This window comes from Campylobacter sp. VBCF_06 NA8 (genome assembly GCF_027737825.1).
GTDB lineage: Bacteria > Campylobacterota > Campylobacteria > Campylobacterales > Campylobacteraceae > Campylobacter_B.
This window is the reverse complement of record NZ_JAOVUB010000004.1, coordinates 94,508-106,457: the sequence shown is the minus strand read 5'-3', so window position 1 is coordinate 106,457 and position 11,950 is coordinate 94,508. Positions and strand designations below refer to the sequence as shown.

The 11,950-nt window shown below is 38.3% G+C and carries 13 protein-coding genes; 3 read left to right on the top strand and 10 right to left on the bottom strand.

Translation table 11 applies throughout. The features are described from left to right. Nucleotides 1-3: 3 nt before the first annotated feature. Nucleotides 4-288 (bottom strand): DUF362 domain-containing protein, encoded by a 285-nt coding sequence (locus tag OFO10_RS06670; RefSeq protein ID WP_270859733.1) that lies wholly within the window; start codon nucleotides 286-288, stop codon nucleotides 4-6. A gap of 175 nt (nucleotides 289-463) precedes the next feature. Here OFO10_RS06670 and OFO10_RS06665 point away from each other — a divergent pair, with 175 nt between their 5' ends. Then, on the top strand, nucleotides 464-1,060 hold the full coding sequence (locus OFO10_RS06665) for a peroxiredoxin (RefSeq protein ID WP_270859734.1): 597 nt from the start codon (nucleotides 464-466) through the stop codon (nucleotides 1,058-1,060). 194 nt (nucleotides 1,061-1,254) lie between these two features. Further along, entirely contained in the window at nucleotides 1,255-3,990 is a 2,736-nt protein-coding gene (locus OFO10_RS06660) for a M16 family metallopeptidase (protein WP_270866586.1), read from the top strand. Nucleotides 3,991-4,090: 100 nt separating this feature from the next. Here OFO10_RS06660 and OFO10_RS06655 read toward each other — a convergent pair whose 3' ends face one another. The 3 genes from OFO10_RS06655 to OFO10_RS06645 are packed head-to-tail and all read right to left on the bottom strand — an operon-like array spanning nucleotide 4,091 to nucleotide 5,793. Then, nucleotides 4,091-4,861, bottom strand: coding sequence for a hypothetical protein (locus OFO10_RS06655; RefSeq protein ID WP_270866585.1), 771 nt, complete (start codon nucleotides 4,859-4,861; stop codon nucleotides 4,091-4,093). Nucleotide 4,862: 1 nt separating this feature from the next. Then, a complete protein-coding gene (locus OFO10_RS06650) occupies nucleotides 4,863-5,306 on the bottom strand; it encodes a hypothetical protein (protein ID WP_270866584.1) in 444 nt (147 codons plus the stop codon). Further along, nucleotides 5,293-5,793, bottom strand: a complete 501-nt coding sequence (locus tag OFO10_RS06645; protein WP_270866583.1) for a hypothetical protein — start codon at nucleotides 5,791-5,793, stop codon at nucleotides 5,293-5,295. The genes OFO10_RS06650 and OFO10_RS06645 overlap by 14 nt, the downstream gene beginning before the upstream one ends. A 99-nt stretch (nucleotides 5,794-5,892) precedes the next feature. Between OFO10_RS06645 and OFO10_RS06640 the strand changes: the two genes are divergently transcribed. After that, nucleotides 5,893-6,159 (top strand): helix-turn-helix transcriptional regulator, encoded by a 267-nt coding sequence (locus tag OFO10_RS06640; RefSeq protein ID WP_270866582.1) that lies wholly within the window; start codon nucleotides 5,893-5,895, stop codon nucleotides 6,157-6,159. On the opposite strand, the gene OFO10_RS06635 is transcribed toward OFO10_RS06640, so the two are convergent. The 6 genes from OFO10_RS06635 to OFO10_RS06610 form a co-directional block, all read right to left on the bottom strand. After that, nucleotides 6,156-6,944: a shikimate dehydrogenase gene (locus OFO10_RS06635; RefSeq protein WP_270866581.1), complete on the bottom strand. Its 789-nt coding sequence runs from the start codon at nucleotides 6,942-6,944 to the stop codon at nucleotides 6,156-6,158. The two genes, OFO10_RS06640 and OFO10_RS06635, sit on opposite strands and share 4 nt — an antisense overlap. After that, nucleotides 6,944-7,987 carry an SPOR domain-containing protein gene (locus tag OFO10_RS06630; protein WP_270866580.1) on the bottom strand — a complete coding sequence of 348 codons (1,044 nt, stop codon included), beginning with the start codon at nucleotides 7,985-7,987 and terminating at the stop codon, nucleotides 6,944-6,946. The genes OFO10_RS06635 and OFO10_RS06630 overlap by 1 nt, the downstream gene beginning before the upstream one ends. Before the next feature lie 87 nt (nucleotides 7,988-8,074). Next, the gene (locus OFO10_RS06625; protein ID WP_270866579.1) at nucleotides 8,075-9,316 is read right to left on the bottom strand and encodes a serine hydroxymethyltransferase; all 1,242 of its coding nucleotides are present in this window, start codon (nucleotides 9,314-9,316) and stop codon (nucleotides 8,075-8,077) included. 2 nt (nucleotides 9,317-9,318) lie between these two features. Next, complete coding sequence (lysS, locus tag OFO10_RS06620; protein WP_270866578.1) at nucleotides 9,319-10,812, bottom strand: lysine--tRNA ligase; 1,494 nt, start codon at nucleotides 10,810-10,812, stop codon at nucleotides 9,319-9,321. A gap of 1 nt (nucleotide 10,813) precedes the next feature. Beyond that, a complete protein-coding gene (locus tag OFO10_RS06615; protein WP_270866577.1) occupies nucleotides 10,814-11,281 on the bottom strand; it encodes a Fur family transcriptional regulator in 468 nt (155 codons plus the stop codon). Continuing rightward, on the bottom strand, nucleotides 11,281-11,949 hold the full coding sequence (locus tag OFO10_RS06610; RefSeq protein ID WP_270862748.1) for a CvpA family protein: 669 nt from the start codon (nucleotides 11,947-11,949) through the stop codon (nucleotides 11,281-11,283). The genes OFO10_RS06615 and OFO10_RS06610 overlap by 1 nt, the downstream gene beginning before the upstream one ends. Nucleotide 11,950: the final 1 nt, after the last annotated feature.

Sequence of the window (11,950 nt, the reverse complement as noted above, 5' to 3'; positions counted from 1 at the left end):
TATTTATGCGACTACCGGAGTATCGCCACCGCGCAATTCTGCGCCGATTTCAGCTTTGCTTGGTTGTCCAGCGACAACTTCGCTCCAAACGATACAGCCGTCAGTTGGACAGGCGTTTGCACAGGCTGGTTCGTCATTGTGGCCTACACACTCTACGCATTTATCAGCATATACATAGTATGTGTCTGCCCCTGTTGGGTTATCGCTATCATCAACAATCGCGCTAACTGGGCACTCATCGATACAAGAACCGCATGCTATACAAATATCAGTAATTTTTACTGCCATTTTTTCTCCTTTATCAAAAAATACCCTAAATAATAACACACATTTTTTAAAAAGTCATTAAAAATTTAGATTAGATTTGAATTTTATATTGCGTGTAAATTTGGTTTAAATTTTTTATAAGATAAAATGTGTATAATTCGCAAATGATAAATTTTATTATTAAGGAGAAAATATCATGTTAGTAACTACAAAAGCAGTAGATTTCACAGCACAAGCCGTTCTTGGTGACAACAGCATTGTAGAGGACTTCAACCTTTACAAAAACATCGGCCCAAAAGGTGCAGTTGTGTTCTTTTATCCAAAAGATTTCACATTTGTTTGCCCTAGCGAGATTATCGCATTTGACAAACGCTATAAAGAATTTAAAGATAGAGGCGTAGAGGTCATCGGCGTATCTTGCGATAGCGAGTTCGTTCATCTTGCATGGAAAAACACACCAGTAAATGAAGGTGGTATCGGCAAAGTCCAATTCCCACTAGTTTCAGATATCACAAAAGATATCGCTAGAAGCTTCGATGTGCTTTTTGGCAATGCGGTTGCGCTAAGAGGCTCATTTTTGCTAGATAGCGACGGCACAATCCGCCACGCTGTCATCAACGACCTTCCACTTGGCAGAAATATCGACGAGATGATTCGTATGGTAGATACTATGCTATTTACTAACGAGCACGGCGAGGTCTGCCCAGCTGGCTGGCATAAAGGCGACGCTGGTATGAAGGCTAACCCACAAGGCGTAGCCGAGTATTTAGGCAAAAACTCAGACAAACTATAAAACTCCAAATTTGGCGCAGCCCCCTGCGCCAAATTTATCACGCAAACGCGTGCGTATGGGGCCTTCCCCCTAAGGCTCCACCTTTATGTATCCCCATAAAATTGAAATTTTAAGAGAGCCTTTAAAAGCTCTCTTTTTTCATTTAAAATTTACTATTTTCAGTTAAAATCTCGCTTTTTTAAAAAGGATAATTTATGAAAAAAATATTTTTCGCACTTTGCGCGGCATTTAGCCTAAATTTCGCCGTATCACTTGATCCAAATTTAGCACTGAAATTCGACGCCAATGTAACCACAGGCACCCTAGAAAACGGCCTAAAATACTTCATACAGCAAAACCCCGTCCCCAAAAACAGCGCATATTTTTACCTAAATGTAAATGCTGGCAGTATCGACGAAAACGACGATGAGCAGGGATTTGCGCACTTTGTCGAGCACATGGCGTTTAACGGCAGCGAAAATTTCGACAAAAACGAACTAGTCAAAAAATTAGAAAGCCTAGGCGTGAAATTTGGCGCAGATTTAAACGCCCAAACTAGCTTTCAAAACACGACCTACAATATCCAAGCAAGCGTGAGCGATGAAAATTTAAACGACATTTTCACGATATTTAGGGATTACGCTAGGGGCGTGAAATTTGATCCAGCCGAGGTCGAAAAAGAAAAAGGCGTGATTTTAGAAGAGGCAAAAAAGGATTATAAAACCAGATTTTACGAGCAAAGAGCCAAGTCTTTGTATCCAAACTCGATCTTTCAAAGACGCTTCCCAATAGGCAAAAACGAAGCCATAGCGGGCGCGACAAGTGCGAGTTTGCGGGCGTTTTATGATAGAAATTATGCGCCAAATTTAATGAGCGTCATCGTCGTGGGTGATGTAAATTCGACGCAAATCGAAAATTTAATCAAAGCCAAATTTAGCGATTTAAAACCTCGCTCTAAAAAAATCGCGCGCGATACAAGCCTGCAAAAATTCGGCGCAGGTTATGCAAACATCGTAGAGCCACAGATTGGCACAAATGCCGTAAATATCGTGTTTGCCGGCGAGCACAGCCCCTTAAATAGCATAGGCGAAATGAAAAAAGCCTGGCTTGATACCTACATCGCAAAACTTCTTAGCCTTAGCTACGATGCCCTAAATATAGGCGCGAAAATCCCCCTAAAAGCGGGATTTGACAGCGATGATTTATTCGGCGAGCGCAGACTTTACTCTTTTGGCGCAAACATTTTTGATTTCGACGCAAATGCCACGCTGACTAGCCTATTTAGCGCGATTAAGGGCGCTAGGGAGCATGGATTTTCGGCTGGGGATTTTGAGAGTGCAAAGGCGGAATTTATCAACTCCGTCCAAACCAATCTCATCAAAAATGACACGCAAAACAAGCAAATTTATGAAATTTTGGATTTTGTAATAAACGGCAACACTAAGCTTGGCAAGCAGGATAAACATGATTTAAGCCTTGCGATTTTGGGCGAAATTTCGCTAGGCGATGTCAATAAATATTTTAAGCAAATCACGAGCGGGGCGCACTTTACGGAGATAATTTCGACAAAAGATTTAAATTTAAGCGCGGAGGAAATAGATAAAATTTATCAAAACGCAACCCCATTTGATTTTAGCAAAAACGGCCTGGGCGAGAAAAAACTTTTAGAAAACGAGCCTTCACCAGCTAAATTTAGCCAAAATTTCGATAGCGACAAAAACATAACCACGCTAAATTTCGATAATGGCGTCAAGGCGGTTTTAAAGCGAAATTTGGGCAAAAAAAATAGCATACAAATCAGCGTGAAAAAACTAGGCGGAATTTCGAATTTTGCGAGCAAGGCTGAGGCTGAAATTTTAAGTGCATTGCTAAATTCAGGCACTATTGGCGAGTTTAACGAATACGAGGCCAGGAGGCTTACTAGCGGGTTTAACTACTCTTTGCGCTTTGGTATAAACGAACTTTCTAGCGGGTTTAGCGGGGAGTGCGCTAGCAAGGATTTCGAGGCGATGATGAGGGAGCTGTTTGTGAAAATGAGCACGCCAAAAATCCACGCAAATTCGCTAGAAAAATACCAAAGTAGCGCGCTATCTAACCTTGCGCTCAGAGACGAGACGATAGATTTTCGCTTCAACAAACAAATCGTAAATTCGCTATTTAGCGGGGATTTGCGCTTTAAAGCTCCGCTTGAAATAAGCGATGTAAAAAGTGCGAATTTAGCGCATTTTGGGGGCTTAGCAGATAAAATTTTCGCTAATGGGGGCGAGTATTTGTTTGTGATAAGTGGGGATTTTGACGAAGATAAAATCACCGAAATTTTAGCCAAATACGCAGGAAATTTAAAAGGCAAAGCTGGCAGGGGCGAAATCGCCCAAACAAAGCTTAGCGCAAACGCCGTAAAAATCGAGGAAAACTACGGCGATAGCGATAAAAGCGAGGTTAGAATGATTTATCTAAACTACGATTTGAGCGAGTTTGATATTTTAAACTCATACAAGCTCAAAGCCTTCGAAAGTGCCGTAAAAACGCAAATCACTGAAAAAATCAGAGAGGCCAAAGGGCTAATCTACTCAGCCAGCGTGAGTGCCTCATACGCGCAGTTTCCGCAGATAAAATCTGGGTTAAATATCTCGTTTTCGTGCAATGAAAAGGACAAGGAAGCGGTAATCGAGGGAATCAAAGAAATCGTCGCCGATATCGCGCACAACGGCACTAGCGCAGATCAGCTAGAAAATTTCAAAAAAGCGCAAATTTTATCTATGAAAAGAGCCGGCGAAAACAACGATTTTTGGCTAAGCAACATCGCTTCGCACGAGCTTTTCGGCTATCCGTTTTATGATGATGAAATTTACGCTGCTCGCATAAACGCCCTTAGCAACGATGATGTGAAATTTGTGGCAAATTTAATCGCAAAAGAGCCGTTTATCGCGATTTTAAATCCGAAAAAGTAAGTAAATTTAGCCTTTTAACGATACTGCGCGCGCCATAAATTCGGTAACTTGCGCAGTGTCAAAATTGGCTAAATTTACCACTTCCAAATAATCAAAGCGATTAAATATCACTTTGATAACTTATTTTATTTTCTATAATTTCTGCTTCTTCTATATTTTGATTTTCCATTTTTTGATTAAAAGTTAAAATATTGCCTAAATTTTGCTTATTTATATGTTCTTCTATAAATTTATGTCCTTGTGTTATTAGGTGTTCATTTTGTTTATTGAAATTTAATAAATCTTGTTGTAGTATCTCTACCCAGCCTTGTGCTTCTTTAACTACACTAGATAATCTCTCTATACATGGTTTTATTAATTCATTTTGTAACTCTACATCATCACAGAACATATCTTTTATTTGTTTTATATCTTGATATATCTCTTGTTTTGCCTGTTTGCTTAAATTTTCAAATTTTTGTTGCTTTTCTGCAATTAAATTTAAAATTTTATCTTTTGTATCGATTTGCATATTATTTAAAGAATTTATTGCAGTTGTATTTAAATCCAAAAGAGATTTTTTATATTTCACAATAGCAGTCATTAAACTCTCATATCTTGCCAAATCTTTGTCTTTTTGAAGCTCCTGAATTTCTGCTTCAATTCTTTTTATCTCAGTAGCTTTTTTAATCTCAATATCTGTTTTAAGTAACATATCTTGTTTTTTAAGTTCTGCTTTTGTTCGCATAATATTTGTTTCTTTTTCTAACTCTCTTTCATGCTCTCTTTTTTTAAGTGGTTCATGACCCCAATCGCATAACAAATCCATTGGCGCCTTTATAAGATCTCCAACTTTATCGGCAACCTTGACAAGAGTATTTAGTATGCTCATATTATCTCCTTTTTTCTAGTTCTTTTAATTTTCTTTTGAACAAAGCACTATCTTTCGCTTGTTGAATTTCAAATTTTTTAATTTTTTTATCGGCATTTTTACTAAATTCAACAATAGCGTTTAGACTATCTATTTTTTTATTTATAAGATTATTAAATAAATCTTTATCATTTAATTTTTCACCAATAATGTATGATGATAAAAACTCAATAAGAGCATTTTTGATTTTTTCATTTTCATAATTTGTTAATCTAAGATGATAATCTATGATGCTTATTTTATAATGTTCAACAGCGACTTCTGTGAGAGTTTTTTCATTTTCATATTTAAACATATATTCTCGTAGAGTATCACCTAATTCTGTTTGAAATAAAAAATCATCAATAATCTTTTTGCGAATTTCTTTCAATTTATCTAAGACTAATGATATTTCACTTCTTTTCATCTTTTAAATTTACATTTGGAATTTTAGAATTCACTACTTCTTTTCGTTTTTTTCTTAAATTTTCTATTAAATCCATAATGCCTTCTTGCGCAAATTTTTCGCTTAAATCTAAACTTTTTGTATAGCTTTCAACCAATGAATTCAACCAAATAGACGCGATTTTGCTATCAACTTCTTCATTTTTTAATGTTGCTATTATTTCTTTTAAAGTGTTCGCAAAAAAATTAGCCCTTTCTTTTCTTATCTCTTCTTGTGATGAATATAAAAATTTAATTTCTTCTTTGTATTCTTTTAAAATTTTTAAATTTTCTTCTTCATATTTAGTTAAAATTGCCAATTTTTCTTGTTCTATTTTAAAATCTTTTGATAATTCTTTTTCAAAATTACTAACCATTACTTCATCAATTTGTATATCGGTATTTTCGTTTCCTAAATTTTTTTTCTTGATTTCATTAACTAAATATTCAATCGCCATGTTATAGAACATATTTTACTCCTTATTTCCCATAGGAAAATTATTTATAGATAATTGATAAAGGATTATAAAGAATTTATACTTATAGAAAACTTACCTATGGGGATATAAATGCTAAACTTGCCACAAATTACTACAAACGAACAAGATGAAAAATTTTTTAAAACCGTGGCAAACAATATCAAACGAATTCGCACACAAAAGGGGCTTAGTCAGTTAGAAACTGCCCTTGGCATCGGGCATGTAACAAACGCATTTTACGCAAATATGGAAAATTACACCGCCAAAAAACATTTCAATCTACTTCATTTATACAAACTTTCAAAGCTTTTTGAGTGCGATATTTGCGAATTTTTCAGAGATTGTGAGAAAATTTAGGCTAAATTTATCGCCCTAGACATTGCGCTTAAAATCAAATTCTCATCAAATTTATTGTCATAAAAAAGATTAAACGCTAATGCGCCTTGGTTGATTAGCATTTCGCGTCCGTCTTTTGTGCGAACGCCGTGAGTGCTAGCCAAATCCAAAAACGGCGTAATCTTGCCATAAATTGCGTCAAATGCGAATTTTGCTTCCTTAAAAACAGCGTCCAAAATTTCGGCTGGGGCTGGTAAAAAATCATCTTTTAGCCCTGCGCTTGTGGAATTTACGACCAAATCATAGCTTTGAAATTTGAAATTTTCGTAGGTATAAAAATTCTCGCATTTAAAATTTTCTGGCTCTTTTTCGCTGCGGTTTAAAATGTCAAATTTAACGCCATTTTTCGCCAAAATATAGCCAATCGCCCGCGTCGTACCACCAGCACCCAAAACAAGCACGCGCTTTAAGCTTCCAAACTCCCTAATCGCCTCGTAAAATCCGGGCGCGTCAGTATTGTATCCGTAAAATTTGGAGTTTTTTCGCACGAGAGTATTCGCTGAGCCGATCTCGCGAGCCGCCTCGCTTAGCTCATCGCTTATCCTGTAAGCTTCCAGCTTAAAAGGCACGGTAATGTTCGCGCCATTTAAGCCTAAATTCAGAAATTTTTGTTTCAAATCCGTGGCTGTTTCTAACAAAACCCGCCCATAAAAGGCGTCAAGGCCTAGCTCTTTAATCGCCAAATTGTGCATTAAAGGCGATATGGAGTGAGATATCGGATTGCCAAAAACGGCAAATTTGTGCATTATTTCACTCTGTAAATGTATGCGCCACTATTAACCGCACGCATGTCGCTAATAGCCTTGTTTAGCTCTTCCCCACTAAATGGACCGACCAAAATTTTAACCACATCTTTGCCATTTACTTGTGTTTTTAAACCCACTGGATTATAGCCTTTGGCTGTGATTTTGCGCACATCTGAGCTATTTGGATCGTAAGAGTTCGAAGCGAAAACTTGGATATAATTTCCAGCCCCCACGCTCGAATTCGCAGTTTTTGCCGCAGTGCCTACTTTGGTAGGTTCTTTTTTAGGCTCGGTTTTTGGAGCCTCTTTTTTGACTTCGGCTTTTTTGATTTCCTCTTTTTTAGGTTCAGGTTTTTTCGCCTCTACCTTTTTAGGCTCATCTTTTTTGACCTCAGCCTTTTTCACCTCTGCTTTTTTAGGCTCGGTTTTTGGGGCCTCTTTTTTGACTTCGACTTTTGGAGCTTCTTTTTTGATTTCAACCTTTGGAGCTTGCAACTGCTCTTTTACGGTTTTTACCTCTTCTGGTTTTGGTTCTTCTTTTTTAACCTCGATTCTTTGGACTACGACAGGCTTAGGCTCTTCTTTTTTTATCTCTACTGGTTTTGGCTCTTCTTTGACCTCAGGTTTTTTAATCTCTACCTTTGTTTGAGGGGCAGTGTTTTGCACCACTGGCTTTGGCTCATCTTTTACTTCATTTTTGATTTCAACCTTTGAAATTTGAAGCTCGCTTGGTTTTGGCGCAGGGGCTGGCTCTACCTTTGGAGCTAGGGTTTGAGGCTGCGCGTTAGAAGTATCACTGCTAACCACATTAACCTCCGGCTCTTTTTTTACCTCTTCTTTTTTAGTAAGTTCTTCTTCGCTAGGCATTGTTAGGGCTGCATTTGTATCAATGTCGTTTTTGTTGATAGCTTTCATTATTATAAGAACTATCAAAAACAAAACTATAATTCCGGCCGCAATAGTCAAAAGCTTTTTTAGGCTAGCTGTGCCGTCTCCTGGCGCTCCGTTCATAGTGATATCGCTCATATCAAATTTATCTGTCATAATATCTCCTAAAAATTTATTTACCCTTTTTAAAAAATTTAACAAATCTTTTAAAAAGGGTAATAAGGCGCACGAAGCGCCTTAAAATCAATACATTGCTTTATCGTAAATGATAAATTTATGCGCCAAATCCACAATCTCTTTTTTAACTTTTGCTTGAAGCTCAGTGTTTGTTATGTCGCTAAGCACATCTGCGATTTTATTTGCGATAAACTCAAACTCAGCCTCTTTCATGCCGCGAGATGTAAGAGCCGGGCTTCCTACGCGAATACCGCTTGTGATAAACGGACTGCGAATCTCGCCCGGGACTGTGTTTTTATTTACGGTAATTCCAGCGTTTCCTAGTGCTATATCTGCGTCTTTTCCGCTAAATTCTTTATTTAAAAAGCTTACTAAAATCAAATGATTATCCGTGCCACCACTTACTAAATCAAAGCCTCTTTTTACCAAAGTTTCGCCTAAAATTTTTGCATTTGCTTTGACCTGTTTTGCATAAACTTTCCACTCAGGGCTTAGATTGTGTTTGAAGCCAACAGCCTTTCCTGCGATGACATGCATTAGGGGCCCTCCTTGAATGCCCGGGAAAATCGAGCTGTTGATTTTTTTGGCAAATTCTTCATCGTTTGTCATGATAATTCCACCGCGTGGTCCGCGAAGTGTTTTGTGAGTGGTAGAGCTAACTACATGGCAGTGTGGGAACGGATGAGCGTGCTCGCCTGCGACCACAAGCCCGGCAATATGAGCGACATCTGCGAATAAAAATGCTCCAACGCTATCGGCGATTTCTCTAAATTTAGCGAAATCTATCTCTCTTGTATAGGCGCTTGCACCACAAACTATCATTTTTGGTTTTACGATATTTGCTATGTCTGCTACGCGGTCGTAGTTTATGCGACCATCTAGCTCGACGCCGTATTCAAAGCTCTCATAATACTTTCCGCTACTTGAAACTTTTGCGCCGTGCGTCAAGTGTCCGCCATGGCTAAGAGACATACCTAAAATTTTATCGCCCGGTTTTAAAAACGCACCATAAACGCCTTGATTTGCTTGTGAGCCTGAATTTGGCTGAACATTTGCAAATTCGCAACCAAAAAGTTTTTTACATCTTTCAATAGCGATAGTTTCGATTTCATCGACAAATTCGCAGCCGCCATAATATCTTTTGCCGGGATAGCCCTCTGCGTATTTGTTTGATAGCACTGAGCCCATTACCTGCATAACTTCTGGGTAAGTGAAATTCTCACTTGCAATCATCTCCAAATGGTCGCATTGACGAGCTAGCTCCTTGCTCATCAAATCAAAAATTTCTTTATCAAAATCTGCCAACATTTTTACTCCTTATCTGAATTTAACGGTTTCATAGCTGGAAACAAAATAACATCTCGAATAGATTTTTTATTTAATAAAATCATCACCAATCTATCAATCCCAAGCCCCCAACCAGCGGTAGGTGGCATAGCATAGCTTAGTGCTTTGACATAATCAGCGTCCATTTCGTGCGCTTCGTCATCGCCTGCATTTTTAGCGTCGATTTGCGCCTTAAATCTCTCAAATTGATCAAGTGGATCGTTTAGCTCATTAAATGCGTTTGCAATCTCCTTGCCAGCGATATATAGTTCAAATCTCTCGGCAATTTTTGGATTTTCGTCGCTCCTTCTTGCAAGCGGGCTAATCTCGATAGGAAAATCCACGATAAAGGTCGGATCTATGAGCTTGGCTTCGACATAATTATCGAAAAGTTCGCTTTGCAAGTGGCCCAAATCGAGCTTTTCATTGACTTCGAATTTATCAGCTTTAAGCTTTGCTAAAATTTTGTCTTTATCATTTATAATCTCAGGATCCAATCCGCCTATTTCAACCAGCGCATCAAGGTATTTTATGCGCGCAAAAGGCTTGGTAAAGTCGATTTCAAGCTCGTCGTATTGAAGCTTTTTATCAAGTCCTAGCTTATCCATCACAGCCCAGATTAAATTTTGTGTCAGATCCATGACATCATTATAATCATGCCATGCCCAGTAAAACTCAATGCTGGTAAATTCAGGATTATGCGTTAAATCCATGCCCTCGTTGCGGAAATTTCTATTGATTTCAAAAACAGCTTCCATACCGCCTACGATTAGGCGTTTTAGATAAAGTTCAGGTGCGATTCGCAGGTATCTATCCACATCAAGAGCGTTGTGGTGCGTGATAAAAGGCTTCGCGTTTGCGCCACCTGCGATTGGGTGCATCATCGGAGTTTCTACTTCCAAAAATCCATGCGCCTCGAAAAAGTTGCGAATTTCACGGATTATGACAGAGCGTTTGATAAAATCGCTTCTAACCTCTGGGTTCATTATCATATCGAGGTAGCGTTGGCGGTATCGCATTTCGATATCTACTAGGCCGTGGAATTTCTCAGGTAGTGGAGAAATCGCTTTTGAAGCTAGTTTGATATTTGAAGCATGTATCGAAAACTCGCCAGTTTGCGTGATAAAGGCGTATCCTGTAACGGTGATGATATCGCCTACTTCGAGATTTTTCTTAAATTTAGCGTAATCTTCCTCGCCGATACTGTCGCGCGAATAATAAATTTGAATATTTCCGCTTTCGTCTTCGATATTTGCAAATGTCGATTTTCCCGCAACTCTTTTTAGTTTCAAACGCCCTGCTAAAACGACAATCTCATCTGATTTTTTTTCTTCTTTGTTTGCAATATCAGCAAATTTCTCGCGAAATTCTACGATTTTCATATCTCGCTTTAAAAAATGAGGGTATGGATTTACCCCTAAATTTCGCAATTCGTTTGATTTATCTATTCTTTGGATTTCTAATTGTGAGTCGAACAAATTATTTCCTTTTTGCCACGCAATCAGCACAGATTCCGTAAAGCTGCATAATATGGCCAGTTAGGACAAAGCCATTTTCTTTGGCGATTTGGATTTGTTTTTTCTCGATACTAGCGTCGCGGAATTCGACGATTTTGTTGCAACTTTTGCAGATTAGGTGATCATGGTGCGGTTTGTTTGCAAGTTCGAATTTTTTGCCTTGCGCACCGAAAGTAATCGATGTCGCCATACCTGATTCTTCGAGCAAATTTAGCGTGCGATACACTGTGGCGATACCTACATTTAGCTCAGGATTTTTCGCCTTGATCTCGCTATGCAAAGCCTCTGGCGTAAAGTGCGTATTGCTATTATAAAGCGTTCTTAGCAAAACCTCGCGCTGTTTTGTATATTTTAAGCCATTATCGCTAAGTGCTTTTTTAAATTCAAGCAAAAGCGCGTCAAATTCTAAATTTTCGATTTTAGTGTCCATTACAATCTCCCTTCACTTACATTTAAATCCAAGCTTTGATTGATATCAAAAACCTCGTTTGAAATATTGTTTTGAATTTCTGTCGCATTATCTTCGCTTGGGGTTAAAATTTCACTAGCTTTTTGCTCTAAACTTTGCAAATTTTCTTTGACTACTGGGTCGTCTTTTAAATCCATAATCCACTTGCCCACGCTTAGTAGCACCGGAGCGACTGCGCTAGTTTCGAAAAATTTCTTTGTCTGCTCGTTTAGCATCATAGGACCTCTTGCAAAGGTTACGATAACGGCAAAAATTAAGAAAATTTTAGCCACGCTAAATGCAAATCCACCGATTCTATCGACAAATCCTAGCCCACTCCATTTAAAGAGTTTTGAGATAATCTCGCCCAAAATCAGACAGATGATCCACACGCCAAAAAGCACAGCCAAAAATCCGATTAAAGTCTGAGTAGTATCGCCGGAGAAAATTCCATTTGCGTTTTGCAATGCAGGGACTTTGCTAGCTATCCACGCCCCTGCCATCTCTTTGTAGCGCACAGCGATCCACAAACCACCAATCAAACCTAAAATTCCAAAAATTTCCTTCATAATGCCATTTGTAAGACCCCTTAATCCAAAAAGGATTATCAGACCCACTACAATGGCGTCAAACCAATTTATACCTTCCATA

Bases quoted from the DNA above. Each gene is read 5' to 3' on its own strand.
- OFO10_RS06635 (WP_270866581.1), bottom strand. From the start codon at position 6,944: ATGCACAAATTTGCCGTTTTTGGCAATCCGATATCTCACTCCATATCG.
- OFO10_RS06640 (WP_270866582.1), top strand. From the start codon at position 5,893: ATGCTAAACTTGCCACAAATTACTACAAACGAACAAGATGAAAAATTT.
- OFO10_RS06645 (WP_270866583.1), bottom strand. From the start codon at position 5,793: ATGTTCTATAACATGGCGATTGAATATTTAGTTAATGAAATCAAGAAA.
- OFO10_RS06665 (WP_270859734.1), top strand. From the start codon at position 464: ATGTTAGTAACTACAAAAGCAGTAGATTTCACAGCACAAGCCGTTCTT.
- OFO10_RS06630 (WP_270866580.1), bottom strand. From the start codon at position 7,987: ATGACAGATAAATTTGATATGAGCGATATCACTATGAACGGAGCGCCA.
- OFO10_RS06655 (WP_270866585.1), bottom strand. From the start codon at position 4,861: ATGAGCATACTAAATACTCTTGTCAAGGTTGCCGATAAAGTTGGAGAT.
- OFO10_RS06625 (WP_270866579.1), bottom strand. From the start codon at position 9,316: ATGTTGGCAGATTTTGATAAAGAAATTTTTGATTTGATGAGCAAGGAG.
- OFO10_RS06650 (WP_270866584.1), bottom strand. From the start codon at position 5,306: ATGAAAAGAAGTGAAATATCATTAGTCTTAGATAAATTGAAAGAAATT.
- OFO10_RS06670 (WP_270859733.1), bottom strand. From the start codon at position 288: ATGGCAGTAAAAATTACTGATATTTGTATAGCATGCGGTTCTTGTATC.
- OFO10_RS06660 (WP_270866586.1), top strand. From the start codon at position 1,255: ATGAAAAAAATATTTTTCGCACTTTGCGCGGCATTTAGCCTAAATTTC.
- OFO10_RS06615 (WP_270866577.1), bottom strand. From the start codon at position 11,281: ATGGACACTAAAATCGAAAATTTAGAATTTGACGCGCTTTTGCTTGAA.
- OFO10_RS06610 (WP_270862748.1), bottom strand. From the start codon at position 11,949: ATGGAAGGTATAAATTGGTTTGACGCCATTGTAGTGGGTCTGATAATC.